The sequence below is a fragment of the Kiritimatiellia bacterium genome (genome assembly GCA_028715905.1).
GTDB lineage: Bacteria > Verrucomicrobiota > Kiritimatiellia > JAAZAB01 > JAAZAB01 > JAQUQV01.
The window spans coordinates 114,704-140,882 of record JAQUQV010000001.1; the positions used below are offsets into that span (position 1 = coordinate 114,704).

Annotated in this window: 18 protein-coding genes; 3 read left to right on the forward strand and 15 right to left on the reverse strand. The window is 57.5% G+C overall.

Going from position 1 to position 26,179, the window contains the following annotated elements:
* Nucleotides 1-303 precede the first annotated feature (303 nt).
* Complete coding sequence (locus PHP98_00500) at nucleotides 304-1,266, forward strand: lysylphosphatidylglycerol synthase transmembrane domain-containing protein (GenBank protein MDD5482120.1); 963 nt, start codon at nucleotides 304-306, stop codon at nucleotides 1,264-1,266.
* Here the strand turns inward: PHP98_00500 and PHP98_00505 are convergent.
* The 9 genes from PHP98_00505 to PHP98_00545 form a co-directional block, all read right to left on the reverse strand.
* Complete coding sequence (locus PHP98_00505) at nucleotides 1,263-3,971, reverse strand: valine--tRNA ligase (protein ID MDD5482121.1); 2,709 nt, start codon at nucleotides 3,969-3,971, stop codon at nucleotides 1,263-1,265. The two genes, PHP98_00500 and PHP98_00505, sit on opposite strands and share 4 nt — an antisense overlap.
* Nucleotides 3,972-4,093: 122 nt before the next feature.
* Nucleotides 4,094-5,683 (reverse strand): citramalate synthase, encoded by a 1,590-nt coding sequence (gene cimA / locus PHP98_00510; GenBank protein ID MDD5482122.1) that lies wholly within the window; start codon nucleotides 5,681-5,683, stop codon nucleotides 4,094-4,096.
* 49 nt (nucleotides 5,684-5,732) lie between these two features.
* Entirely contained in the window at nucleotides 5,733-6,956 is a 1,224-nt protein-coding gene (locus PHP98_00515) for an aspartate kinase (GenBank protein ID MDD5482123.1), read from the reverse strand.
* A gap of 10 nt (nucleotides 6,957-6,966) precedes the next feature.
* Nucleotides 6,967-8,286 carry a homoserine dehydrogenase gene (locus tag PHP98_00520; protein MDD5482124.1) on the reverse strand — a complete coding sequence of 440 codons (1,320 nt, stop codon included), beginning with the start codon at nucleotides 8,284-8,286 and terminating at the stop codon, nucleotides 6,967-6,969.
* A gap of 140 nt (nucleotides 8,287-8,426) precedes the next feature.
* Entirely contained in the window at nucleotides 8,427-9,554 is a 1,128-nt protein-coding gene (amrS, locus tag PHP98_00525; protein MDD5482125.1) for an AmmeMemoRadiSam system radical SAM enzyme, read from the reverse strand.
* Between the two features lie 85 nt (nucleotides 9,555-9,639).
* On the reverse strand, nucleotides 9,640-11,349 hold the full coding sequence (locus PHP98_00530) for a hypothetical protein (protein ID MDD5482126.1): 1,710 nt from the start codon (nucleotides 11,347-11,349) through the stop codon (nucleotides 9,640-9,642).
* Nucleotides 11,350-11,352: 3 nt separating this feature from the next.
* Nucleotides 11,353-12,801 carry an MBOAT family protein gene (locus PHP98_00535; GenBank protein MDD5482127.1) on the reverse strand — a complete coding sequence of 483 codons (1,449 nt, stop codon included), beginning with the start codon at nucleotides 12,799-12,801 and terminating at the stop codon, nucleotides 11,353-11,355.
* Nucleotides 12,802-12,869: 68 nt separating this feature from the next.
* A complete protein-coding gene (locus PHP98_00540; GenBank protein MDD5482128.1) occupies nucleotides 12,870-14,963 on the reverse strand; it encodes a hypothetical protein in 2,094 nt (697 codons plus the stop codon).
* A gap of 60 nt (nucleotides 14,964-15,023) precedes the next feature.
* Nucleotides 15,024-15,809 carry an acyltransferase gene (locus PHP98_00545; GenBank protein MDD5482129.1) on the reverse strand — a complete coding sequence of 262 codons (786 nt, stop codon included), beginning with the start codon at nucleotides 15,807-15,809 and terminating at the stop codon, nucleotides 15,024-15,026.
* Nucleotides 15,810-15,944: 135 nt separating this feature from the next.
* Here PHP98_00545 and PHP98_00550 point away from each other — a divergent pair, with 135 nt between their 5' ends.
* Both PHP98_00550 and PHP98_00555 read left to right on the forward strand, forming a co-directional pair.
* Nucleotides 15,945-18,230: a glycosyltransferase family 4 protein gene (locus tag PHP98_00550; GenBank protein MDD5482130.1), complete on the forward strand. Its 2,286-nt coding sequence runs from the start codon at nucleotides 15,945-15,947 to the stop codon at nucleotides 18,228-18,230.
* Nucleotides 18,227-19,708: a glycoside hydrolase family 130 protein gene (locus PHP98_00555; protein ID MDD5482131.1), complete on the forward strand. Its 1,482-nt coding sequence runs from the start codon at nucleotides 18,227-18,229 to the stop codon at nucleotides 19,706-19,708. The genes PHP98_00550 and PHP98_00555 overlap by 4 nt, the downstream gene beginning before the upstream one ends.
* 118 nt (nucleotides 19,709-19,826) lie before the next feature.
* On the opposite strand, the gene PHP98_00560 is transcribed toward PHP98_00555, so the two are convergent.
* The 6 genes from PHP98_00560 to PHP98_00585 form a co-directional block, all read right to left on the reverse strand.
* Nucleotides 19,827-20,645 carry a hypothetical protein gene (locus tag PHP98_00560; protein ID MDD5482132.1) on the reverse strand — a complete coding sequence of 273 codons (819 nt, stop codon included), beginning with the start codon at nucleotides 20,643-20,645 and terminating at the stop codon, nucleotides 19,827-19,829.
* Nucleotides 20,646-20,680: 35 nt separating this feature from the next.
* Complete coding sequence (locus PHP98_00565; GenBank protein MDD5482133.1) at nucleotides 20,681-20,929, reverse strand: hypothetical protein; 249 nt, start codon at nucleotides 20,927-20,929, stop codon at nucleotides 20,681-20,683.
* 39 nt (nucleotides 20,930-20,968) lie between these two features.
* Nucleotides 20,969-22,366, reverse strand: coding sequence for a UDP-N-acetylmuramoyl-tripeptide--D-alanyl-D-alanine ligase (locus PHP98_00570; GenBank protein ID MDD5482134.1), 1,398 nt, complete (start codon nucleotides 22,364-22,366; stop codon nucleotides 20,969-20,971).
* An 84-nt stretch (nucleotides 22,367-22,450) separates the two neighbouring features.
* A complete protein-coding gene (locus tag PHP98_00575; GenBank protein MDD5482135.1) occupies nucleotides 22,451-23,932 on the reverse strand; it encodes a UDP-N-acetylmuramoyl-L-alanyl-D-glutamate--2,6-diaminopimelate ligase in 1,482 nt (493 codons plus the stop codon).
* Between the two features lie 98 nt (nucleotides 23,933-24,030).
* Nucleotides 24,031-25,800, reverse strand: a complete 1,770-nt coding sequence (locus tag PHP98_00580) for a penicillin-binding protein 2 (GenBank protein ID MDD5482136.1) — start codon at nucleotides 25,798-25,800, stop codon at nucleotides 24,031-24,033.
* Entirely contained in the window at nucleotides 25,793-26,179 is a 387-nt protein-coding gene (locus PHP98_00585; protein MDD5482137.1) for a hypothetical protein, read from the reverse strand. The genes PHP98_00580 and PHP98_00585 overlap by 8 nt, the downstream gene beginning before the upstream one ends.

Sequence of the window (26,179 nt, forward strand, 5' to 3'; positions counted from 1 at the left end):
TATTATATTCATTTTCATGAAAAAAAATCAAGGAAATATGCGCAAAAAACCAGTAAGTTTCGGTTATGCGGGTACAAACAGCGGAAGCGCGCCACAGCCTGCTCTGCGAAGTCATTTCGACGGAGACGGGTGTGGCGCGCGTGGCGCTTTCCGCCCGCATGCTATGCGAGCCAAATAGATATTCGGAAAAACCGTTTGTTTCCAGTCCTGATGACAATTCCGGTTGATCGCGGCGGCATTTCTGCTAGTCTTCGCCTTATAAACGCCGTCGGGAAACCGTTGTCCGCCGCGGCGCGAAAAAAGATGAAAACCAGAATTGGCCAGATATTGAAAATAGTTTTGAGCATTCTTCTGATGGTCTGGCTCATGGCGGCGATTGACTGGCGGAATTCGCTGCAACTCGCGCTCAAGGCCGATCTCACAATGATGTTTATGGCCGTTGTGCTCCTGACCGTTGAACGGGTATTAAGTGTGATCAAATGGCGCATGTTTTTGACTGTCAAGGGTTCAAAAATCACTTTCTGGCGTTTGTTTATCATCAATTATGTCGGGGGGTTCTGGGGACTGATCCTGCCTTCCAGCGTGAGCGCGGACATTGTCCGCGGCTTTTACCTCTCAAAAGCCACGGCCGATATTGATCTGACCATAAGCTCCATGGCGGCCGATCGTTTTATTGCCGGCGTATCGCTTGTTTTTGTCGCCTGTTTCGGCGGCTGGTATGCCGGTTATCAGCCCGGCTTGCGGCATCTCCATTCCCTTACGTTCGTCATTGCCCTGATCACGGCGGCCGCGGTTGTTCTTCTCTTCCAGAGCCGGTTTTTACGCTGGCTGGACAGACGGATAATTCAAAAGTTCATCGGCTGGAAGATCGTCCGGGCGGCAAGAAAATGGCTGACGGCCTGTCTGGAATACCGAAAACATCCGGGGCTCCTGGCGCGGGCGTTTCTGCTTTCTCTGGCGGTGCAGATAACGCGCGTGCTGGTGTTTTACGTCGTAGCGCTGGGGTTTAATCTGGAGGCTCCCCTGATGTATTACATCATTTTCATTCCGCTGATCATGGCGCTGATCATGCTGCCGGTTTCCTTCAACGGAATCGGGGTGCGCGAAGTGAGTTTTGTCGGTTTCTTTTCGCTCTCCGGCATGCCGGAGAGCGGAGCTTTCGCGGTGTCGTTCGCGGTTTCCGTCATCACCACCCTGACCACGGCCGCCGGCGGGCTGATTTACATGTTTGACCGTGGGCCGGCCGGCCGGCCGGCCGGCGGTTAATTTTCCGCGCCCGCGAGAAGGGCGAGCAGTTGCCGCACCTTGGCATCCTGATCTTTTATCTGCCGCAGCCTGTCTTTCTGCATTGCCACGACTTCCGGCGGCGCTTTGGCGATAAAATCGGCGTTGCCCAGTTTTTTTTCAACCGCCGCCAAATCGCGGGCCAGAGCGGCCAGGCGGTCGTTATGCTTCTTTATTTCCCGCGGAATATCAACCAGCCCCTCAATCGGTATGAAAACCGCGCCGAGGGGGCAAATGGCGTTCAGCGCTTTGCGGGGCGTGTTTATTTCCCCGATTTCAACCGAGTCGGCCCGGAGCAGAAACGCGATCGCGTCGCGGTCGGCGGCGAGGAACGCGGCCGCCGTTTTGTTTTCCGGCCTGATGAAATATTTCACGCGGGCCGAGGACGGAATATCGCAGTCCCCGCGCAGGTTGCGGCAGACCCTGATGAGTTCGTGCTTGCTCTCCACGTAAGCGACCAAATCGGGGACAACCCCCCATTCCGCGAGTTTCTCGTTGCCGAACGTTTCCGGCCAGGGCGCCCGCTGGATGGTTTCCCCTTCGGCGCCGTAACCCATGGCATGCCACAATTCCTCGGTGATAAAGGGCGCCAGCGGATGGAGGAGCCGGAGTGCCCGCTCGAAAACAAAATGGAGAACGATGAGCGCCGCGCGCCGCCGCTCAGGGTCGGAGGAATTCAACGGCAGTTTGGCATATTCAATGTGCCAGTCGCAGAACTGGTGCCAGATAAAATCATAAAGGCATTTGGCGTAATCATTGAAACGGAACTGTTCCAGGTTCGCGTTGCAGGCCATGGTTGTTTCATCCAGCCGGGCAAGGATGAACTGCTCATCCGGGGTCGAATGCAAATGCGGCGCTTTGCAACCGGCGCCGGGCGGCGCGGCCGCGGCGGCCATATCCGCCGCGCCGCCGGGCCAGGCCTGCATCTGGATAAACCGCGCCGCGTTCCATATTTTAGTGAGGAAATTGCGGCCGATTTCAAATTTGTCATCCGACAAATAAACGTCCTGCCCGGTCGCGGTGAGCATTATCAAGCTGAAGCGCAGGGCATCCGCGCTGAAATTGCCGATGATGTCCTGCGGGTCTATTGAATTGCCGAGGCTTTTGCTCATTTTCCGGCCGCGGTTGTCGCGGACGGTTCCGTGGATATAGACCTTTTCAAAGGGGATATCGCCCATGAATTCAAAACCCGCCATGATCATCCTGGCCACCCAGAAAAATATGATTTCAGAGGCCGTAACGAGCGTGCCGGCGGGATAATAAAACTTCAAATCCGGCCCGGTCTGCGGCCAGCCGAAAACACTGAAGGGCCAGAGCCACGAAGAAAACCAGGTGTCCAGAACGTCCTCGTCCTGGCGGATTTTTACGCTTTCGCACTTTGCGCACTTTTCCGGCGCCGTCTTTGAAACCCATTCGTGCCCGCACTCGCCGCAGTAAAAAACGGGGATGCGGTGCCCCCACCAGATCTGGCGCGAGATGCACCAGTCCCTTATGTTTTCCATCCAGTCCAGGTAGACTTTTGTCCAACGTTCCGGAACAAACCGGATCCGCCCGGACCGCACCGCTTCAATGGCCGGCCCGGCCAAAGGCTTCATTTTCACGAACCACTGCATGGAAAGGCGCGGTTCAACGGCCGTGTCACAGCGGTAGCAATGGCCGACGGCGTGGGTATGCTCGGCGATTTTTTCAAGCAGGCCGGCCTGCTCCAGAAAGGCAACCAGTTGGCGGCGGCATTCAAACCGGTCCTGGCCGGCGTATTCACCCGCGTTTTCGTTCATGCGGCCGTCTTCGTCCATGACATTGATCTGCTGCAATCCGTGCCGGCCGCCGAGGGCAAAGTCGTTCGGGTCGTGCGCGGGGGTAACCTTCACCGCGCCGGTTCCGAACTCCGGATCAACGAAATCATCGGCGATAACAGGAATTTCCCTTCCCATGACGGGCAGAATCAAATGGCGGCCGACCAGCTGTTGGTAACGTTCATCCTTTGGATTGACCGCCACGGCCGTATCCCCCAGCATTGTTTCGGGGCGGGTGGTGGCCACCACCACGGCGTTGCCCCGGTCATCCTTCAGCGGATAACGGATAAAGTAAAGCTTGCCGCGCGTTTCCACATGGACGCTTTCCTCGTCGGAAAGCGCGGTCCGGCAACGCGGACACCAATTGATGATATAATTGCCGCGGTAAATCATTTTTTTATTGTAGAGCCGGATAAAGACTTCCGTAACGGCATCGCTCAATCCCGCGTCCATGGTGAAACGCAGACGGTCCCAGTCGCAGGCGACGCCGAGTTTTTTGAGCTGCTGGATGATGGTGTTGCCGTATTGCTCGCGCCACTGCCAGACTCTCTGGATAAATTTTTCGCGCCCAAGGTCGGCCCTGGTTTTGCCCTCCTTGCGCAGGGCGCGTTCCACGACATTCTGGGTGGCGATGCCGGCATGGTCGGTCCCGGGGACCCAGAGGGCGTTGAACCCCTCCATCCGTTTCCGGCGGATAAGGATATCCTGGATGGTAACGTTCAGGGCATGGCCCATGTGGAGTATGCCGGTTACATTCGGCGGAGGAATGACGATCGTATAAGGCCTCCCCCCGCGCGCGGAATCGGCCCGGAAATATTTTTTCTCAACCCAGTTTTGGTACCATCCGGTTTCCACTGCGGCCGGATTATAATTTTTTTCAAGTTCGCGCATTGCTTTTTCCGCAGATAATTGATGATTTTGGCCGGACGGCTCTTGATTTCCACGCCATGCGGCCATGGAAACATTCGCGGGCTCCTGACGGGAGCGCCGGGATTCGGCGGCCCGTCTTCCGCCTACGGGGTTTTCCTCTTCCGCCCCTTTTCCTCGTCCTTGAAGAGCTTGAATTCAACGCTGTCCACCAAGGCCTCCCAGGAAGCCTCAATGATGTTTTCGGAGACCCCGACCGTGCCCCAGGTATCAACGCCGTCGGAGGATTCAATGATCACCCTGGTCTTGGCCGCGGTGGCCTCCTTGGGATCAATGATACGGACGTGGTAATCCGTCAGGGACACCTTGGCAATGGCCGGATAAAACTTGGTCAGGGCCAGGCGCAAGGCGGTGTCCAGGGCGTTCACCGGCCCGTCGCCCTCGGCGACCCGGTGTTCAATCTCATGGCCGACTTGCAGCTTGACAATCGCCTCGGAGCGGCACGGTTCGTTCTTGCCGCGTTTTTCCACAATGACCCGCAAGCCGAGCAGGTCAAAGAAAGGCCTGTGTTTTTTAAGCACTTTCTGGATCAGAATCTTGAAGGAGGCGTCCGCGGCCTCAAACTCATAGCCCTTGCGCTCAAGCTGCTCCAGATGATGCAAAACATCCCTGATCTCCTGCGATTTGCGGTCCATTTCAAAGCCCATTTGAACGGCCTTGAGCAGCACATTGCTTCCGCCGGAGAGTTCTGAAATAAGGATTCTCCGCTCGTTGCCGACCTGTTCCGGGCTGATATGCTCAAAACTGGCGGGATTTTTCTCAATGGCGTTGACGTGCATGCCCGCCTTGTGGGCAAAGGCGCTCATGCCCACATAGGCCTGCCGGCGGCCATGCGGAACATTCAAGAGGGCGTCAACGAACCTGGAAAGGGCGGTCAATTCCCGGAGATTGCCCCGGCCGCAGGTCAACCCCATTTTGATTGCCAGCCCCGGAATAATGGAGCACAGATTGGCGTTGCCGCAGCGTTCGCCGAAACCATTGATGGTGCCCTGCACGTGCGCGGCCCCCGCGCGCACGGCTTCAATTGAGTTGGCCACGGCCATCTCGCCGTCGTTATGGCAATGAATGCCGATTTTGACCGGGAAAGAGCTGGCCACGCGGGCGGCGATGTCAAAAATTTCATGCGGGAGGCTCCCGCCGCGCGTGTCGCACAAGACCAGGCAGTCGGCGCCGCCCTCCATCGCAGACTTGAGCGTGTTCAGGGCGAATTCCGGACTGTCCTTGTAGCCGTCAAAAAAATGTTCCGCGTCAAAAACGACCTCCTTCTTGTGTTCCTTGAGGAAACGGACCGTGTCCCTGATCATCGCCAGGTTTTCGCGTTCGCTCGTCCGCAGGACTTCGGCCACGTGCAGCCGCCATGATTTGCCGAAAATGGTGGTAACCGGCATATCGGCCGCGATCAACCGGCCGGTGCCCTGATCCTCGGCGACCGGGACATTGGCGCGCCGGGTGCTGCCGAAGGCGGCTATCCTGGCGTGTTTCAAATGGCAGCGTTTTATTTCATTGAAAAACTCCATGTCCTTCGGATTTGAGGCCGCAAACCCTCCCTCAATATAATCAACGCCGAATTCATCAAGTTTCAGGGCGAGCCTGATTTTGGCGGCGCTGGAAAGCGATACGCCCTCGCCCTGCATTCCGTCCCTCAAAGTTGTGTCATAGATCTGGATTTTTTTCATATTATTAAGGCGGCCCTTGACTCGCGGCAAGGGCCGGAGTTGAAATTTCCTATTTTTTCCTCCGCCCAAGTTCAAATGCCTGATGCAGGGCTTTCGTCGCCAGGTTTGCGAATTTTTTGCGGATGACGACCGATATTTTGATTTCCGAGGTGGAAATCATGAGGATATTGATGCTTTCTTCGGCCAGCGTCTTGAACATCCGGAAGGCCACGCCGGAATGGCCGCGCATACCAACCCCAACCACGCTGATTTTGGCGATATCATTGTCAAAATTAACGGTCTTGAACCCGACGGTTTTTGAAATGGATCTCATCAGATTTTTCGTCTTGACGAGGTCTTCCCCGGGAATGGTGAAGGAAATGTCCGCCAGTCCGCCGGCGCTGGTGTTTTGAATGATCATGTCAATATTAATGCTGGCGCCGGCCAGTTCCCTGAAAATTCCGGCGGCGATACCGGGCTTGTCGGGAACGCCCTCCAGGGTTATCTTAACCTCGTTTTTCTCGGCCGAAACTCCGCGCACGATTATGTCTTCCATGCTCTTCACCTCTTCCTTCACGATTGTTCCCGGTTTGTTTGTAAAACTGGAAAGCACTTCCAACTGCACGCCGTATTTCTTGGCGAATTCAACCGAACGGGACATAAGCACCTGCGCCCCCGAGCCGGCCAGTTCCAGCATTTCATCATAGGAAATTTCATCCAGCTTGCGGGCCTCCGGAACAATGCGCGGATCGGCGGAATAGACCCCGTCCACGTCCTTGAAAACCTGGCAGCAATCGGCCTTGAGCGCGGCGGCCAGCGCAACCGCCGTCGCGTCCGAGCCGCCCCGGCCGAGGGTGGCGATATCGCGGGCGGGCGTCAGCCCCTGGAACCCGGCGACAATGACAATATGCCCCTCGCGCAGGTGCCGGAATATGCGCCGGGGATTGATGCGCATGATTTTTGCCCGGCGGTGCATTGAATCGGTGCGGATGCCGGCCTGGGGACCGGTGAGCGAAACGGCATCGGCCCCTTTCGCGTGCAAGGCCATGGCGAGCAGGGCGCCCGCGACCTGTTCGCCGGTTGACATAAGCATATCCATTTCGCGCGCATCCGGCTCCGGCGTAATCCGATGGGCCAGCGCAATCAGTTCATCGGTGGTGTCGCCCATGGCGCTCACGATGACCACCACCTGGTTGCCCTTCTTTTTTTCCGCCATAATCCGCCCGGCCACACGGCGGAGACATTCCGGATCGGCGACCGATGTGCCGCCGAATTTCTGGATAATCAATGCCATTGTCTTGTCCTTAAAAATCCTCAATCCTGATGCAGACCGCGCCGGCGCCCACGCCCGGCATGGCGTCCAGCTCTTTAATCGCCGCGCGGAAAGCGTTTTCGGGGGCGTGATGGGTAATGATGATCACGGGCACATGCCGCCCCCGGCAGTTTTCCTTCTGCAGAACCGAAGCAATGCTGATGGCATGCCGGCCGAGCAGGGTTCCCACCTGTCCGAACATGCCGGGTTTGTCAAGGAGGGTCAAACGCAGATAACAGCGCGTCTCCTCCTCCCCGGCCGGCTTTAAAGCGTCGCCCGGGCCGGCCGGCCTGAAACCGGAAAGGTAACGGCAGAAACCGCCCCCGGCGCCGCCGGCGCCGATCATTAAATCACGGGCGGCCTCGGCCACATCGCTCAAAATCGCGCTGGCGGTTGAATCCCGGCCAGCCCCGATTCCGTAACCGAGCACATCGCCGACGCCGTCGCCCCTGATTAAAACCGCGTTAAACACTCCGTTCACCGAGGCGAGGATATTTTTATGCGGCACAAGCGCGGGATGGACGCGGACCGAGACGCCGTCTTGGCCGCCGTTGATCACCGCCAGAAGTTTTACCCGGTAACCGAGTTCCATGGCGTAATGCATGTCCAGGGCCGCCAGCGCGCGGATGCCTTCAACCGGCACCGCGCTCATCGGCACCTTGAACCCGCAGACCAGCGACGCCAGGATAACCGCCTTATGGGCCGTGTCCAGACCGTCAATATCCAGGGCCGGGTCCGTTTCCGCAAACCCTTCCTTCTGGGCCTCCTTCAAGGCCGCCGCAAAAGAGGAATGCGACTGCTCCATTCTGGTCAGGATATAATTGCATGTCCCGTTCAAAATACCGTAAATATTTTCAATGTTATTGGACACCAGTCCATCGCGCAGAGAGCGGATGACGGGGATGCCGCCGCCGACGCTGGCCTCAAAAAAAATGCCGGTTTTATTCCTTTCGGCTTCCTGAAAAAGGGCGGAAGCGTCTTCGGCCAGGAGCGCCTTGTTGGCGGTCACCACCGGTTTTTTAAGTTTTAAAGCCTGGAGAATATATTTCCGGGCATGCTCAATCCCGCCGATTGTTTCAACGACTATCTTCACCTCCGGATCGGCAATGACCTTTTCCGCGTCGCGCGTCAGGAGACCCGCGGGCAATTCCAGGCCGCGATCGCGCTCCGGATCAATATCGGCCAGGCCGCGCAAAACCAGCTTCAGGCCGGTGCGTTTTTCAATAAGCGCCCCGTTGGCCTGCAGCCATTTGGCCACGCCCGTGCCGACCGTCCCCAGCCCCAGTATTCCTATTCCTATTTCCATCGCCATGGTATTCCGCCGCGCATAAATGCCTTAAATGGAAGGTTAAACTATCAGAATTACGTTTTCTTACAAGTGAAATTCGCGATGGAATTCAAGGCGGAGGAGGCGAAAAAACACGCCAAGCGTCCCCGGCAATCGCATCCCCTTCAGGACCAGACGCCCGGGACGGGGCGTTTGCATTTTCCGCAGCGTCCGCCGGCAATGTTGTTTTCAAGAATGCTGTATTGGTAGCGGCGGATCAGGATGGTTTTGCAGAAGGGACAGATTGTGTTCTGGCTCTCCTCGCCCGGCACATTGCCGATATAAACGAAGTTAACGCCTTCCTCCATGGCGATCCGCCGCGCCCGGCGCAAGGTCTCCACCGGGGTGGGCGCGATGTTGCGCATTTTATACATCGGCGTGAAACGGGAAAAATGAAGCGGAACATCCGGCCCGAGCTCCTTGACAATCCAGGCGCTCATGCGCTTGATTTCATCGGAATTGTCATTCAGGGAGGGAATAATCAAAACAACGATTTCATGCCAGACGCCGGATTCCGCAAGCCGCCGCAAAGTGTCCAGCACCGGCTGCAGCTGCCCCTCGCACACGTCGGCGTAAAACGACTGGGTAAACGACTTTAAATCAATCTTGACGGCCTTCAGAACCGGCAGGACCGATTTCAACGCTTCGCCGGAAATAAATCCGTTGCTGACCATGACGCTTTCCACCCCCTCTTTTTTTCCCGCCGCGGCGCAGTCGGCCATGTATTCAGCAAAGACCGCCGGTTCGCCGTAAGTGTAAGCCATGGTGCGGGCATGTGCCTTCACGGCGGCTTCGGCGATTTCTCCGGGAGCTTTGAAGGAGACGCTCACATCTTCGGGCGAGGCCTGGGATATGTCCCAGTTTTGGCAGAACTTGCAATTTATATTGCAGCCGACCGTGGAAATTGAATAGGATTTGCTGCCGGGATAAACGTGAAAGAAAGGTTTTTTTTCAATCGGGTCAAGATGGACGGCGCACGGCCGGCCGTAGACCAGGGTGTAAAATTTCCCGCCGCGGTTCTCGCGCACCCGGCAGTAACCGCGCCCCTTGTCCGGCACGATACATCCGCGGGGACAAAGTCCGCAGCGGATTTTTTTCCCGGCCAGCGGCTCGTAAAATTTCGCCTCGTGCAAATCGGCGTCCGCGAGCTGTCCGCCCCAAGCCAGGCGGCCGGCGCAGCAGGCGGCCGCGCCGGCCCCGAGCGAGGCGATAAACCGCCGCCGGGTAATGCCTTTGTCTGACTCGTTAAACATAATTTCCCCTTGAGTGGTATTATACATTTAACCTCCGGGAACACAATTCAATAGCTGGCAATATGCCGCAAAGAAAGGGACGAATTCATTCCCCTTCCGAGATAAGTTCGCCCCAGCAAGGTTCCTGAACCAATAATTCGGGGTCATCAAGGTCGGCGCGGTTGATACGCTCATATTCGGCGGAAACTTCAGCCCAGGGGCGCAGGCGCAGGGTGACCCGGTCGCCGGCCATCAGGCCGGCGGCCGGCGTGAGCGTGTTATTGGTCATGCTGAACATATAAACGAGCGCCTGGATGAATTGGCTTGAGCCGGCCGCCGCGCCAACAATGCGGGCCGCGATAATATGGTCGGAGTAAGGAACCGTGCCCGGACGCGGGGCGCGCGCGACCGCCTTGATTTCGCCGGTTACAACCAGCCGGCCGCCGGCGGCAAGCGAGAGGAAGGACGACTCTTTTGCCGCGCGCTCAAGCGGAACTATCTTCCAGTCCCCCGCCGTAAGCTCCCGCGCGGCAAACTGCCAGATAACCGCGCGTTTGCCGGCGAGATGGTCATTGCCGCGCGCCAGCTCCCGCGCAAGCAGTTCGCGGGTCGCGCAAGCGCCGTTGTCGTTGACAGCCAGGAAATCAACGGGTCTTTGCATCTCGCGGCTCAATTGCTCCGCCAGGCCGGCGCCGCCGCCCCACCCCATCGCCTCCAGCGAGTAAATATTGGCAAAACTGTCGCCGAGCAAAAGAATATCGGCCGCCCGGGACGGCCGCCACGGCCGGCCCGAGGAATCAAAAACGCGGCGGATGGAAACTTCCTGAGCGCCGAAATTATCGCTCTCTTCCGGCAGGCGCAGCATGCCGACGATGTCGCCGCGGCAGGCGATGTTCGTTCGCTCGGCGGTGTAACCGGCGGCGGGCGCCGGCGGCAGCGCCGCGTGTTCTTTCACAAACGCGGCCAGCAAGCGCGCCGCATGCTCCATGGCTTCCGGCCGCCAGTGAGTGTCGCCCGCGAGAAATTGATCGCGTTTATTTGTTTCCTTGTCCCGCACAAGCTCCGGCGCAACGTCAAAAACGGGAATCCCGGCCTTTTCCATGCCGGCGGCAAATCTTTGATACGAAAGATTCTGGATTGGCCGGGCAAAGCCCTCAAAACCAACGGCGAATTTTTCGGGATGAACCACCGGCTTGACGGGGGTCGGCATGAGAATGAGTTTTATGCCCCGGGCGGAGAGTTCGGCGTTAAACCCCGTGATCGCCGGACGCGGGTCGGGATGGGGCGGAGGCTCGGTTTCGGAACCGGAGGCCGCGCGGCGGGCCATCACATTGTTTTCCAAAAAACCGCGGTTGACCGCGTATTCAATATCGGGGCGGTAAAAGAGCCACGCCCCCCGCCCGCAGTAGGTCTTATCGTTGCCGGCGCCAAGCCAGCGCGTCATGAGATATTGCGCGCAGGGTCGGACGGCCCGCCCGACGCGCGATGAATCCTCAAGCGCATTTTCGTAGGCGCGCATTTCCCGCAGCAATTCGGCGTTGACCTTGAAAAAATATTTCAGGGAAAAATCGGCCGGGCGCAATATTTTTTTCAGCGCCGAAAACGCCGGAGATAAAATATCGTAACATTGCGGCAGGGCCTTGAGACGGCGGCCGTCAAGATAGGCGCTGACTTCCGCGATCTGTTGATAGACCGGCACGGAAAAGACCGCGGCCAGGAAGACCGCGGCCAGAAATATTTTCTGGCCCGCGCTGATGGTCGTGCGCCCCGCCTCGGCCAGGGCCTGCTCTTCACGGCTGGAATATTTTGGCTTCATGAATCAGAAAATAAAATAAATGAACGGATTATAGGCCTGGGTGGTCAGCACGGCCGCCGACAGGCAAAACAGCAAAACGATCAGCAGTATTTTCTTCCAGCTGATCACCCGCGTCCAATCCCAGGTCTGCGGGGCCAGCCAGGTAACAAAGGCGGCCAGTGCGAAAGCGCCGAGATAATAAGGCTGATAAATGACGCCCCTGACCAGTAGCGCGTTCTCCGCGGCCGGGCCGCATGAAAACATCCGGCCGAGGTATGCGACGGCGCTGGAAATATCCGGCGCGCGGAAAAAAACCCAGCTGATCAGGACGATGAAAAAAGTCAGGCCGACCCGCGCCGGCCGGGGCAGGCGGTTATAAAAACTCGCTTTTCCGCGCAGTCTTTCAACTCCCAGCAGGAGGCCGTGGATGGCGCCCCAGGCGACAAAATTCCAGGCCGCGCCGTGCCAGAGCCCGCCGAGCAGCATGGTCGCGGCCAGGTTGACATAAGTGCGTTTTTTGCCCTTCCGGTTGCCGCCGAGCGGAATATAGAGATAATCCCGCAGCCACGAGGAAAGCGAAATGTGCCAGCGCCGCCAGAATTCGGTGATGGAGCAGGAACTGTAGGGCGAATCAAAATTCTTGGGAAACACGAATCCCAGCATCAGCCCCAGGCCGATGGCGATATCCGAATAACCGCTGAAATCAAAGTAAATCTGAAAGGCATAGGAAACAACGCCGTACCATGCATCCAGAACGGACAGCGAGCCGGCGTTGAAGGCGACGTCCGCGATCTTGCCGCAGGGATTGGCCAGCAGAATTTTTTTGGCGAGGCCGAGGCTGACGAACGCGGTCCCGCGCGCGAATTTTTCCAGAGTGTGCGTCCGGTTTTCAAGCTGGTCGGCCACTTCCGTAAAACGGATAATGGGCCCGGCCACCAGCTGGGGAAACATGGAAACAAAACAGGCAAAATCGGTGAAATTGCGCAGGGCCTTTGCCTGCCCGCGGTAGACATCAATGGTGTAACTCATGGACTGAAAGGTGTAAAAACTGATGCCGAGCGGCAGGGTAATCCGCAGGACAACGCCGAGGCCGGGAAATCCCAGCCACTGGACGAGGGCGTCAACGTTATCCATGGCAAAGTTGAAATATTTGAAAAAACCCAGCAGGCCCAGATTGGAACAGAGCGAACAGATTAAAGCCGTTTTCTGGAGGCGCGAACGCCGGCCGCCCGGCGCAAGCATTACGACAGGCCGGGACCAGCGCCACCCGCTCCAGGCGATCATCAACCCCGCAATATAGTCAACCAGCGTGGAGACAAACATGAGCGCCATGAAAAGAGGATTGGACCAGCCGTAGAAAACATAGCTGACCACGGTCAGCAGGCCCTGCCTGCCCCGGCGCGGGACGAGATAATAAAGCAGAAGCGCGGCCGGCAGAAAATAAAAAAGAAACAAGTATGAACTGAAAACCATAAATCATCCATGGGGCAAACCGGCTGAAAACTGCCAGCCAAAAACACCCGCGGCCATCAGCCTTCAGGCTATCTGCCTTCTATCTCATAATATAACGGCAGGTCAAACCGGTCGCCGTCCATGATCTGCCGTTCGCCCTCCAGCTCGGGGTGGTCTGAAAAAGGCTCCAGGCTCATCCGGAAAATACGCCCGGGAGAACTCCGCCCCGCGCCGGACAGCGTCTGCCCGTCAAGAATGGACCAGGTCGCGGCCATGATTTCACGCTCCGGGCAATTGCCCTCCATTATCTCCCGAATGCGGTAATGGCCGATGAGCAGCGCCCGCCGGTAAGGCGCGATTGATGCGGGCGCGGGAACAACCGGCGCGGAAATCAATTCCGCCTTTACGGATAAAAACGGTATCTGTCCGCGCGCGCCGCTGGCCGCGGTAATGGTTTTGTATTTTTCCCGGACCTCTTCCAGGCCGATCCAGCGCGCGTACAAGGCGACGTTTTCAATCAACCCCCGCCAGCCTTTTTCCGCCTCTCCCCCGTTCACCGGGTATTCCGCGCGCAACTCATTGCCGAACACTATCTCCCCATCTTCCCACGGGCCGGCCCAGACCGGTTCATGGTAACCGGCCTGCTCGCCGTTCAAATAGCAGGTAACATTGGAAGCCAGACAACTGACAACCACATGGCAGGGGCCGTCGCCGGCCGGAGCGCCGAGAGAAACCACGTTAGGGGGCTGATCTCTGCCGGCCCTGATCTGGAAAACAAGCCGGCGGCCCTTCTGGGCAATCAGGAAATTCCAACCCCCCGACCGGGCGGCATGCCCGACAATCGGCAAAAGTTCTTTTCCCTCATTCCCGCCGGGCGTTAGCATGATCTCAACCGCCAGTTGTTGGCGCTCCATGACCCTTTTTTTCAGTTCGTCCGTGTTTTCATCGGCGATGAAAGCGCCGCCGGAGGGGGCCATCTCAAAATGCCGGCCGTAACGGGCGCGGCCTTTGGCTTCAACTCGGCAGACGCGCGAAGTTTGTGAAATCGGCTCCGTGAATGCGTTCGCCTTTGACCGGTTCTGCCATAAAAACACCAGTTCTTCAAGCGAACCCGGCCAGGCGGCGCCGGCCGGCGCTTTTTGTGTTTTCTTCAAACCGTCCGCCTCCGGCGCGGCGGACGCTTCCGCGGCCGCCGTTTTCCCGCGCGATGAGACCCAGAGGTCCGGGAAAAAATCGCCGTATTCGTTATGGGTAACCCGGATCCAGCGCTCAATTTTCCTGAAGTCCGGAGCAAATTTGCCAAGATATATTTCTATTCCTTTTCCGCCGGCGCGGATGCGGTTATCGCCCCCGCCCATTTTGTAAGGGCCGGTCATCGTAAAAAAACGCGGAGAATTGCTCCAGCGCGGATGATAAACCTCAAATCCGCCGATGCCGGGCGCATGACTGATATTCACCGCCCAACGCGCGCCGGTCTTTGTCCGGAAAAAACACAAATTGCGGTGCGCGCCGTCAAAAACCCATAATAATCTCTCGTTATCGGGCGAAAGCGAGGGCCAGCACCCCTCGGCGTATTTTGTCCATTCGCGGTCGGGCAGTTCGGCCAGGCCGCAGGACGGCCAGGGAAACAGGCCGCTGGCAAAGCCGCCGTCGGCGGAAAGCTGGAAATTATCAATATTATGCGGCGTTTTTGTCCAGACCGACTCGCTCACTTCCGGCTTATCCAGCCGGAAGCGGCGGATGTTATTGACAAGCGAGTTATCAACGTCAATGACCGTGCCGGCATAAACCCAGTCGGTTTTGCTCCGCGCATTGCGCCACACGGCCATGGCGAATCCGTCGGCAAGCGGCTTCAAACCGGATCCGTCAAAATTAACCGTGTATATTTTCTGCTCCTGCCATCTGGAAAAAACAACTCTTTCCCCGTCCGGCGCAAACATGGGCTTGGCGTAATTGGCGCGCTCGGCCAGAATACTCCGCGCGCCCCGCCCGTCGTCCGTGTCAAACCCCATAAGGTAAAGATTGGTTCCCTGTGCGCCGACATCGGCTCCGTCGCCGGCATCCTGGCACCAGACCAGGCGCGCGCGGCCGCCGCATTCGGAGCTGATTTCGCGTTCCAACGAAGGCGCGCAACCCACAACGGCCGACAAGGAAAACAAAAAAATAAACATGCGAATTATCATGGCTTGCGATCTTTTCAGCAGGAAGTATCAAGAAAATTTAAAATGAGGAACGCCGAATTATTAAGATTTCGTTTCTGCCTTCTGCCTTCTGCCTTCCTCATTTCCATCGTGCTGGCGGCGGTCGCGGACCTGCCGGGCTGGAATTCCGACTGCAACCGCATAGGCGGCGACGTTTTTGGTGACAACCGCGCCCGCGCCAATAATGGCGTTGTTGCCGGTCGTAATTCCATCCAGAACGATTGTTCCGGCCCCGAACCAGCAGTTGGCGCCGACGGTTATGCCCCGCGAACGGGAACCCTGCTCGGTCAGGGCGGCTTCCGCGTCTTCAACGGCATGGTCGCCGCCGACAAAGTAACAGTAGGCGGCCACGAGGGTGTCCCGTCCGATTTCCACCCGGCTGCCGGAAAATATTTCCGAATTAAAACCGATATTGACCCGGGGCTGCAGAATGATATCGCCGTTTTTGCAACTCAAAATGGAATTGCGCCCGATGAAGACGCCGGAGCCGATGGCGATGCCCTCGTTGTCCCTTCCCTTGGCATCCAGCAGGCAATTGTCGTCAATAATGACGTTGTCGCCGATCTTGATTTTATGCGGATGCCGCAGAATCACGTTGGCGCCGAAATTGACGTTTTTGCCGCAGGCGCCCAGCAGGAAGGGGTAAAAGAGAGAGCGCAGGAAAAGACCGAGCGCGCCGGGAATGATTGAGCAGAAAAGCATGATCAACTCGTATTGAATCAGCGGCCACCAGCCGGGGCGGCCGACGATCAAATCCTGGTAGCCGGAGAGTTTTGATTTTCCGGCCTTATCCATTTCCTGTTGAATGCGGACGCTTTCCGTTTTCATATTCCTGACAGCATAACACCGGCGGGGCGGCCGCGTCCAGTTTTTTATGCAGCCCGCGTAAAAACCAATTGACCCCCGCCGGGATGCTGTTAGAATAAGTTTTTTAGAACTCCGGACAGATATTGAAAGAACTAAATGAAAAACATCAGGAACATCAAAAAAATAGCGTTTATCGGCAATTATCTCCCGCGCCGCTGCGGCATTGCGACTTTTACAACGGACATCTGCGAAACCTTTGCGGCCTTGAACCCCTCCGTGCAGACCTTCGCCATACCCGTCACGGACACGGAGGAAGGTTACGATTATCCGGAGCGCGTCCGCTTTGAAATCAGAGAACAGGACATAGATTCATATAAGGCGGCCGCGGATTTTCTCAACGCCAACAACGTGAACGCGGTCTGTTTGCAGCACGAGTACGGTATTTTCGGCGGGGACGCCGGCAGCTATATTCTGGCTTTATTGCGCCAGTTGAAAATGCCGATTGTAACGACGCTGCACACGGCCCTGCAGAAACCCTCCGCGCGCCAGAAGCGCGTCATGGACGAACTGCTGGCGCTTTCGCATTATGCGGTGGTCATGACGCACAAGGCGGCTGACATTCTGCAAGCCGTCCACAAAATATCCGAAGCAAAATTAAGGCTGATCCCGCACGGCATTCCCGACGTCCCCTTTATTGATCCCAATTTTTACAAGGACCAGTACGGCGTAGAGGGCAAAACCGTGCTGCTGACGTTCGGGCTGCTTTCGCCCCGAAAGGGCATAGAAGTCGTGCTGCGCGCTCTGCCGGAAGTGATCCAAGAGCATCCGAACGTCGTCTACGTGGTGGTCGGAGCCACGCACCCCAATTTACTGCGGCGGGAGGGAGAAACCTACCGGCTTTCCCTGCAACGCCTCGCGGATGAACTCGGCATCGCCCAGAACGTGATCTTTCACAACCAGTTCGTGTCGCCCGAGGAACTCACCGAGTTTCTGGTGCTGGCCGACATTTACATAACCCCGTATTTGGAAGAGGCCCAGATAACATCGGGGACCCTGGCCTACTCGTTCGGCGTCGGCAACGCGGTCATTTCCACGCCTTTCTGGCACGCCGCCGAACTGCTCGGCGAAGGGCGCGGCGTTCTGGTTCCGTTCGGAGACTCCCGGGCGATTACGGACGCCGTTAAAAGGCTGATTCGCAACGAAACCGAGCGGCACACCATGCGCAAGAACGCCTATTTCCTGGGGCGGGAAATGATCTGGAACAGCGTGCTTTCCAGATACGCGGACGCCTTTGAGGAAGCCTGCGTTAAACGCCCGGGCGGGATTCAAAAAAAGATCACCATGCGCCCGCTGGAACAACAATTGCCCGCCCTGCCCAACATCAAGCTGGACCACCTGATAAGACTGACCGATTCGGTCGGCATTTTACAGCATTCCACCTACAATATCCCTAATTTTTCCGAGGGATATTGCACGGACGACAACGCCCGGGCGCTTATCCTTGCCATTTTGCTTGAGAACCTCGGCACGATAAATCCCGTGCGGCTCAACGATCTCGCCAGCCGTTACCTCGGATTTATCCGATATGCCTGGGATGCCCCCAACCACCGCTTCAGGAATTTTCTTTCCTTTCAGCGCGATTGGAAGGAAGGCGGCAACCTTGAAGACTGCCACGGCCGGGCAATCCGCGCGCTGGGAACCTGCATCGGCCGGTCAAAAAACGAGGGATTTGCCCAGATGGCCATGGAGCTTTTTGAACAAACCCTCTCTCCGGCGCTCCCCTTCACTTCCCCGCGCGCCTGGTCTTTTGTCCTGATTGGAATATATGAATATCTGCAGCGCTTCAGCGGCGACCGACTGGTCCGCAACTGCCTGCAGACGCTCGCCAGCCGCCTGCACGATCTTTACAAGGCAAACCGGGATGCGGAATGGCAGTGGTTTGAATCGTCACTGACCTACTGCAACGCCAAACTGCCGCATGCGCTCATTGTAAGCGGGCGCAGTCTGAACAACGAGGAAATGCTGCAGGCGGGACTGGAAGCGTTAAAATGGCTCATCAAGATACAATCCTCCCCAAGGCGTCATTTTCAACCGGTCGGCACGAACGGCTCATACCGCCGCGGCGGAACCAAAACGCTTTTTGACCAGCAGCCGGTGGAGGCTTATTCCACTGTTTCGGCCTGCCTGGAAGCGTACCGCCTCACAAAAGAGAGAATATGGCATACGGAAGCCTCGCGGGCTTTTCAGTGGTTCCTGGGCAGAAACGACCTGAGCGTCCCCCTCTACGATCCGGTCAGCGGAGGATGCTACGACGGCCTCCATATTGACAGGGTCAACCGCAACCAAGGCGGCGAATCCACTCTTGTCTGTCTTCTTTCCCTGGCTGAGATGAAACAGATGGAAAACGTCCTGGAAAGCCTTAAGGAGCCACTGTCGGAATGAGCGAAGAATCATTGGCCGATACCGCCCGCCTGCCGATCATAAAGGACGCCGGAATAGCGCTGAGTCCCGACAACCGGCGGGTTTTGCTCCGCCCGCACCTGCCGGCCAATCCGGCGCGCATCAAGCGCATCATAATGCGGGTCATGGCGCTGGGCGAGGCCGGGGCGGAGGAGGAGCTTGCAAAAATCATGTATTGCTTCTCCGCCCGCCACCGCGATTTTAAAGCTCTGCTGGAACGCCGGTTTGAAGCCGTCCGCGCGCATATGCCCCCGGATCGCGAGTTTTCCCTGACGCGGAAAAATCTTGCGGCCGCATATTTTCTGGCCGAGCACTCGTTTGAATCAACCGCGCTTTTCAATCCCTCCATCATTCCCCATCCGGACCAGTCCGGCGTCCCGCCGGGCGCGCTGCGTTTCATTCTCTCCCTGCGGGCAACCGGCGAAGGGCATGTTTCCTCGCTGACATTCCGTTCGGGAATGATTGGCGCGGACGAAAGCGTTGCCGTTGATGAAGCCTCAACCTTCGCCTGCTCCGCCAGTTTGAAACCGGACGCGCTCTACAATAAAACATGTTTTGCGCGGAAATTACAGGAAATGGGACAGAATAACGGCGCCGGCTCCATTATGGAGCCTCTTCCGGATGAATTTACAATGGCGGAAATGGAGGCAAGGGTGAACGCCCGGCTCACCGGCCGCAACGCGACGGCCCATGAGAGGGCGGCCTGCGAAAAAATCATGTGGCTGGCGCAATGCAATTATGAAGCGTCGTTCAATCCGCAGAGCGCCCTTTCCGAGCGGGTCCTGTTCCCGTTCTCGCCCAGCGAACAGAACGGCATGGAAGACGCCCGCTTCGTGCTGTTCACGGACAACGACAATAGCCGGAAATACTACGCCACTTATACCGCCTATGACGGACGCAATATTCTTCCCCAGATCATAGAAACGGAGGATTTTGTCAACTTCAAGATGATCACACTCAACGGCCGGGGCGCAGTCAACAAGGGAATGGCGTTGTTCCCCCGGAAGCTGAACGGACGCTACGCGATGGTATCCCGCAACGACAACGAAAATCTGTTCATGATGTATTCAGACAATCTTCATTTCTGGCATGAAGCCGTTCCCTTCATGCGCCCTTTTTATCCATGGGAACTCGTGCAGATCGGCAACTGCGGGTCGCCGATTGAAACCGACCGCGGCTGGCTGCTGCTGACCCACGGCGTCGGCCCCCTGCGCCAGTATTCAATCGGCGCGGTCCTCCTGGACCGCGAGAACCCGGAACGCATACTCGGCCGCTTGAGCGAACCGCTCCTCCGCTGGGACGACAACAACCGCTCCGGATATGTGCCTAACGTCGTCTATTCATGCGGCGCCCTGATCCACGCCAACCGCCTCGTTATCCCCTACGCGCTTGCGGACAACCGTGTCCGCATCGCGCAGACCTCGGCCGCCGAGCTTATTTCCCGAATGCGCTCCCCTTGAGGCGGCCGTGCCGCCGGCCAAAACTCACCCCCGAGCTTCTCCGTCGGCGGATAAAATCTCCGCGAAAGGCCAGGCAAACATAATTCCGCAGGGCAGGTTCATATCCGCCGTGAAAATATCAATGACCAGATTTCTTCGCTCGCCATAACCGGTACAATTTGCCGGCTGTGGCTGGCAACGAACAGCGCCGGCCGGCCGGTGCGACGGCCAACGGCGTATTTGCCATGATGCCCATCATTGATCTCAACGGTTTGGAAATATCAAATGCGCCCCGGCAAACAAACCCGTAAGAGCCGGCATATTTTTCCTCCCCCGGCAACGGCAACGGATCGGAGCCCGGCAAAATTTTCCCGTTGGCCCGGCGCATTATTCCCGGCTCAGGCCAGCCGTGCGGCCGGAGAGCGCTGTCGCCGATGACAAGGGACTTGCTGTAACGTTCAAATAATTCCAGCGCGATTTTTCCCCGCTTAAAAAGCCATTTGCCGGGCGAAAAAGCCAGCACCGGCAGGCCGCCCGCGGCAAGCACTGTTTCAACCGCTTCCTCGGCCGCAAGGCCGTCCGGCACAACCGCCTCCATTCCCAGGCCGAGGATTTCAATTTTTTCACGGGTAACGACCTGCCGGCCGGCAACAAGGCACAATACCTCTTTGTTTTCCTTGCTGAAAGAGACGCAATGCGCCTCCGGCCCGGCCGCAACTTCAAGGTTGCTTTTCCGAAAGCTTATTTCGCCCCCCAGGATTTTACGGAAATAGTCGCATTGTCCGCTTTCGGCCAGAAAGGCGATTCTGAAAACATCCGTTCCGGGAGCAAAATTGCCCGCCGCGGCCGCCAGCCGGCCAAGATTATAAAACAAACAGGCGACGGCTTCCGCCGGGTCATAACAGGGGTAGAAATGAAAATGACCGTCCCCCACCACCGTGATTTTTTCGCTGGCCATATCCCGAATATCAGCGTCTTGAATTACATTGCAGGTTAATGAAGTCCGAAACGAGGACGAACCGCCCGGATTCCCCGCGAATCAATCACGCACCACGCATGCGCCGCCAACCCGAACGGCCGGTTTAACCAGTAAAGCGCCGGCACGCAGATCAGGTAAAGCATGCCGTACCCCGCCGATCCCTGCGCCATCTGGCCCAGACCGGGCGCGATTAACGAAAACATCCATTCTTTCATTATCAGATTAATATCATATTCCCTGCTTTTGTCAATTAAAGTCGCCAATCAAAAAAACCGTTCCGCAAAATATTTAATCGGACCCGGTTACTGGCCGCCGGCGGATGGCTTCCCTCTCCCGCGCCAGATTTCCATGACTTTTTCAAGTCTTTCGCAGTGGGACGCCTTGAAAAGAACCGCGTCGCCCGGTTTCAGATGCTCCGCGAGAACATCAGCCGCGGCCAAATGATTTTCGCACTGGAAAACATTCTCCTTTTTCATGCCGGCTTTCCGGGCGGCGGCAGCGACGATATCCCCAAGCGGCCCGACGCTCACGAGGCCGTCCCATGACAAGCGCGCGACGGTTTTACCGAGATTTTCATGCTCCTGTTCCGATCTTGCCCCCAGTTCATGCATGCCGCCGAGCACAAGCCATTTACGGCCGCCGCGCCGCAACGCGGCAAAAGTTTCCAAGGCCGCTTTCATGCTGACCGGGTTGGCGTTATAGGCGTCATTAATCGCAAGAACTCCCGCAATAATTGACGATTCCCAGCGCATGGGCTGGGGGCGGAATGCCCCTAGCCCCGCCCTTATTTCCGGCCAGGAAACGGCGCTGGCCCGGGCGACCGCAATGGCGAACAGGGCGTTGCGGGCGACATGGCGGCCGGGCAAGGGGGCTTGAAAGCGGAAGTTTTCACCGCTTGTCCTTTCCAATACACATGCCTCGCCGCTCTCGTCATTGCTTTCCAGCAGAACATAATCCGCATCCCCGCGTTCGCCCAGGGAAATAATCCGGCTTTTGCCGGCGGCGCGCAAGAGATCATGCCAGGGATGGTCGCACCCCAGAAAAGCCAAACTATTCCCGGGCAGATTTTCAAGCAGGATTGCCTTTTCTTCGGCTATTTTCCGTTCGGAACCGAAAAACTCAAGATGGACCGGTCCTATTCCGGTAATCACCCCCCAATCGGGCTTTAACAACCGGCACAACGGTAAAAGCTCGCCCGGATGATTTACGCCAAGCTCAAACACGCCGATTTCGGAGGGCCTTTCAACGTTCAAAATGCTCAACGGCAGGCCGTATTCATTGTTCCAGTTGCCGATGCTCCGGGCGGTTTTGAACCGGCGCGACAATACAGCGGCAATCATTTCTTTCACGGTCGTTTTGCCCAGACTGCCGGTAACGGCAATCACTTTCATCGCAAGCGTCCGCCGGTAACCGTCCGCAATCCGGCGCAGGGCCAGGGAAGCGTCGTCAACCGCCAAAAGAGGGCCCGGCGCATTGCCGCCCGGCTCAACGCGCGCGACGACCGCCGCGGAAGCGCCCCGCTGAAATGCCGCCGACACAAAGTCATGCCCGTCAAAATGCGGACCGCGGACGGCGATAAAAAGATTGCCGGGCCGCAGTGTCCGCGAATCAATGGAAACGCCGGTAATTTCCTCCGGAACGCCGTGGCGCCACGCGCCGCCGCTCCACGCCGCCAACTGCATGGGGTCAAAATGAGCCATTTTTTTGCTTCAAGACGGCCGGCCCGCCAGCCGGAAGCAGCCGGCCGAGGGAGTGTGTTGTTGATCTTCAATTCCCGGGAAACGTCATGTGCCGCCCTGAAACGACTTGAGATATTCACGGACAACCTGGCGATCGTCAAACGGGATGATGGTATTAGCGAATTCCTGGTAATTTTCATGCCCCTTGCCGGCGATGAGAACGACATCGCCTTTTTCGGCAAGCGACAACGCCCGCGCAATAGCCTCCGCCCGGTCCGGGAGCACTTCCACTTTTTCGCGGGTTTTGAATCCATTCAGGATTTGACCGATAATTAATCCCGGCTCCTCGCGGCGGGGATTATCCGAGGTAACAATCGCAAAATCGGCAAGCTGTTCCGCCACCGCCCCCATGCGCGGCCGCTTGTTGACGTCGCGGTTTCCGCCACAGCCGAAGACGACAATGAGGCGGCCGGACGATATTTCACGGAGAGCGGTCAACACGTTCTGCAAAGCGTCTTCGGTGTGGGCGTAATCAACAAACACCTGGAATCCGGCGCCGGTCTGGATTTCTTCCAGCCGGCCCGGCACAAAGACCGTCTGGTGCAGGGCTTCGGCCGTCAAGTCCGGCTTGATGCCCAGCGCCCCGCAGGCGCTGAAGGCGGCGAGCGCATTGCTGACGTTGTAACGCCCCGGCAAACAGAGCGAGACGCGCGCGCCGCCCCAGGGAGTGGCGACCTCAAAAACGCTTCCCTGCACCGTCATTTTCAGATTAAACGCGCGCACCGCGGCCCGGTCATGCAGGCCGTAAGCAATGAAGCTCTCCTTGATTTCCGGCAAACGCGCCAACTGTTGCCCGTATGGATCATCAATATTGATCAGGGAAGCCATTTTTTTCGCCCCCCGTCCGTAATCCCGGAACAAGACGGCCTTGGCCTGGAAATACTTTTCCATGCTCTCGTGGTAATCAAGATGGTCGTGGGTCAGGTTGGTGAAAACGGCCGCGTCAAAATCAACGCCCAGGGTTCTTTTCTGGTCCAAGGCGTGCGAGGAAACTTCCATAACGGCGCTGCGGCACTCGGCGGCGGCCATCTGGTCAAGCATCTGCTGGATATCAACCGCTTCGGGCGTAGTCCGGGTGGCCGGAATCGCCCTCGCGCCGATTCTATATTCAACGGTGCCGATCAGACCCGCTTTCAGTCCGGCCGCGTCCAGGACATTCATGATCATGAAGGCCGTGGTTGTTTTGCCGTTGGTGCCGGTTATCCCGATGATTTTTAATTTCGCGGACGGATTGCGGTAAAAAACGCGGGCCGCTCGCCCCATGGAGCGGCGGGCGTCGGCAACCTGCAGCATGACGGCCTGCCCCCGGCCGATGAAACGCGCCCCTTCGGAAACGACGGCCGCCGCGCCGCGGTCAACGGCGTCCTGGATGAAAATCCTGCCGTCCGCGCTCCGGCCCTTGAGCGCAAAAAAGAGATAGCCCGGCCTGACCTGGCGCGAGTCATAGGCCAGGCCTTTGATTTCAGGATCGGAACGCGGATGAACCGCGATCGGTTCCAAGGCCTCCAGCAAATTATTGAGTTTCATGTCTAAGAATATCCAAAAATATATTTTACCGAAATGACAATTGTCCCGGCATTCAGAATTCAATGGCCATACCGCCGGCGCGATCAACCTGAATGATTTTATAACCTTGGCGCGGACGCCGCTTGCTGATTAGCGCCTTCCGCCAGCGCTTCCGGCGACGGGGGCACATCAAGATAATGAACTATCTGCCCGGCGATTTCGCTGAAAACCGGGCCCGCCACGGCGCCGCCGGTATGGACCGTCCCCCGCGGTTCATCCAAAACCACGATGATGGCCAATTGCGGCTCTTCCGCCGGGATAAAACCGGCAAAGGACGCCATGTTCAACGCATCGGAATACCCGCCGGGCACGGCCTTTTGGGCCGTGCCTGTTTTCCCGGCAACCGAATAACCATCAACAAAAGCCCGGCGGCCCGTGCCGCCCTCTTCGGTAACCCTGGCCAGGAGGCGCCTCATTTCCCGGGCCGTTTCGGCTTTAATCGGCCGGCCTGCGATTTTAGGGCGCTGTTCAAAAAGGACCTGCCCCTCCGGCGATTTAATTTGACGCACGACGTACGGCCGCATTAAAACCCCCTCATTGGCTATGGCCGCGATCACCTGCAGCATCTGCAGGGACGTCACGGCAATTTCATGCCCGATGGCGACGCGGGTAATACTGATCGGCGTCCATTCGGACAACGGGTGGAGAATGCCGGATTCCTCCCCGGGCAGATCAATGCCGGTCGGCCGGCCGAGCCCGAAAGCGCGCAGGTATTGAAAAAGTTTTTCTTCGCCGAGGAGCAGGGCCACTTTGGCCGCGCCGATATTGCTTGATTTCTTGATGATATCGGCCACGGAAAGCTCCCCGTAGGGATGAAAATCGCGCAACGGCTTTTTCCGGTAATACCAGGCGCCGTTTTCACAATCAAAAATCTGGGATGAGCGCACCACGTTCTCGTTCAAGGCCGAGGCGATAATCGCAACCTTGAAAGTGGAGCCGGGCTCATAATTGACGCCGACGCACCGGTTGCGCATCCATTCCGGAGAAACGTTTCTGAAATTATTGGGATCATAATCGGGATAATTCGCCATCGCCAGGATTGCCCCGGTTTTGACCTCTTCCACAATGGCCCAGCCGGCGGAGGCCCGGTTCTCGTTCACCGCTTTCCGCAACGCTTCCTCAACCACGTACTGCACGTAATGGTCAAGGGTCAGGGTAAGGTCGGCGCCGGCGCGCGGTTTCAGCTCAAAAAGCCGGCGGTCGTACAATTCATGGCGGCGGCCGTCAAGCTCGCTGATCAGCAAACCATGCACGCCATGCAGGTATTTATGCCACTGCTGTTCAATGCCGGCCGAGCCGACGCGCTCCGAATCAAAATTGACAAAACCGAGCACATGGCACATGCTGCTGCCGCGCGGATAGGAACGCACCATCATGTCCCGCAGGAACACCCCCGGCAATTTCATCTTTTCAAGTTGAAGCGCCTGTTCCGCTTCCACCGGCCGGCCGTAACCGCCCAGATAAACGAAATGCCGGCCCGGCTGATTCAAACGCTCCCGGATATGCGCGGGATCGGCGTTCAGCGTCCGGGCGACATTCTCGGCCACGGACCGCACGCTGTCCCGGCTCAGAACCAGTTCGGGATCCGCGCAGATTTCTTTCTTGACGATATCCAGGGCCATGGTATTTCCCCGGCGGTCAAAAATTTTGCCGCGCGCAACCAGCAGATCGGTTTCCAGCCGGCGGGCGTCAATGATCCGCATACTGCGGTCTTCCCCCTCGCCAAAACGAAAATGCAGGTAAACAAGGCGGGCAATGAGGCCGTTCAGCGCTCCGAGAACTATAAGCACCACAAAAAAAATGCGGTATTGATACTTAAGTTCAGTCATGAACGAGCGGCCTGGTTAAACGCGAAAGTTGCGCCAGCTGCGATTTTTCATCAGTCATCGTGGAAATTATGGCATCCGGCTCATTGAGGCGCACAATACTGCCTTCCTCCGGCCAGACCATGGCGCAGTTGTTCCGGGCAAGCATTTTTTCAATGTTCTGCGGCGTTTTGAGCCTTTCCCATTTCCACAATTCAAGGTCATATCTTTTCTGCAGTTCGGCCTGCTGCTGTTCAAGGATTTTGATCTTGGTGCCGAGGGACTTACTGCGGATATCCAGACCGACATAGGCCAGAAGCAAAAGCATCGCGATTACCAGCGCCGAAACCACCGGCATCGGAACAACGCCTTGCATCCGCTTCCTTCTGTTTTTACTCGCCAT

What these genes read in the sequence shown, in the direction of transcription:
- PHP98_00505 (MDD5482121.1), bottom strand. Translation starts at nt 3,971, where the DNA reads ATGCGCGAACTTGAAAAAAATTATAATCCGGCCGCAGTGGAAACCGGA.
- PHP98_00545 (MDD5482129.1), bottom strand. Translation starts at nt 15,809, where the DNA reads ATGAAAACGGAAAGCGTCCGCATTCAACAGGAAATGGATAAGGCCGGA.
- PHP98_00535 (MDD5482127.1), bottom strand. Translation starts at nt 12,801, where the DNA reads ATGGTTTTCAGTTCATACTTGTTTCTTTTTTATTTTCTGCCGGCCGCG.
- PHP98_00540 (MDD5482128.1), bottom strand. Translation starts at nt 14,963, where the DNA reads ATGATAATTCGCATGTTTATTTTTTTGTTTTCCTTGTCGGCCGTTGTG.
- PHP98_00570 (MDD5482134.1), bottom strand. Translation starts at nt 22,366, where the DNA reads ATGGCTCATTTTGACCCCATGCAGTTGGCGGCGTGGAGCGGCGGCGCG.
- PHP98_00560 (MDD5482132.1), bottom strand. Translation starts at nt 20,645, where the DNA reads ATGGCCAGCGAAAAAATCACGGTGGTGGGGGACGGTCATTTTCATTTC.
- PHP98_00530 (MDD5482126.1), bottom strand. Translation starts at nt 11,349, where the DNA reads ATGAAGCCAAAATATTCCAGCCGTGAAGAGCAGGCCCTGGCCGAGGCG.
- PHP98_00550 (MDD5482130.1), top strand. Translation starts at nt 15,945, where the DNA reads ATGAAAAACATCAGGAACATCAAAAAAATAGCGTTTATCGGCAATTAT.
- PHP98_00520 (MDD5482124.1), bottom strand. Translation starts at nt 8,286, where the DNA reads ATGGCGATGGAAATAGGAATAGGAATACTGGGGCTGGGGACGGTCGGC.
- PHP98_00580 (MDD5482136.1), bottom strand. Translation starts at nt 25,800, where the DNA reads ATGACTGAACTTAAGTATCAATACCGCATTTTTTTTGTGGTGCTTATA.
- cimA (MDD5482122.1), bottom strand. Translation starts at nt 5,683, where the DNA reads ATGAAAAAAATCCAGATCTATGACACAACTTTGAGGGACGGAATGCAG.
- PHP98_00555 (MDD5482131.1), top strand. Translation starts at nt 18,227, where the DNA reads ATGAGCGAAGAATCATTGGCCGATACCGCCCGCCTGCCGATCATAAAG.
- PHP98_00585 (MDD5482137.1), bottom strand. Translation starts at nt 26,179, where the DNA reads ATGGCGAGTAAAAACAGAAGGAAGCGGATGCAAGGCGTTGTTCCGATG.
- PHP98_00575 (MDD5482135.1), bottom strand. Translation starts at nt 23,932, where the DNA reads ATGAAACTCAATAATTTGCTGGAGGCCTTGGAACCGATCGCGGTTCAT.
- PHP98_00515 (MDD5482123.1), bottom strand. Translation starts at nt 6,956, where the DNA reads ATGGCATTGATTATCCAGAAATTCGGCGGCACATCGGTCGCCGATCCG.
- amrS (MDD5482125.1), bottom strand. Translation starts at nt 9,554, where the DNA reads ATGTTTAACGAGTCAGACAAAGGCATTACCCGGCGGCGGTTTATCGCC.
- PHP98_00500 (MDD5482120.1), top strand. Translation starts at nt 304, where the DNA reads ATGAAAACCAGAATTGGCCAGATATTGAAAATAGTTTTGAGCATTCTT.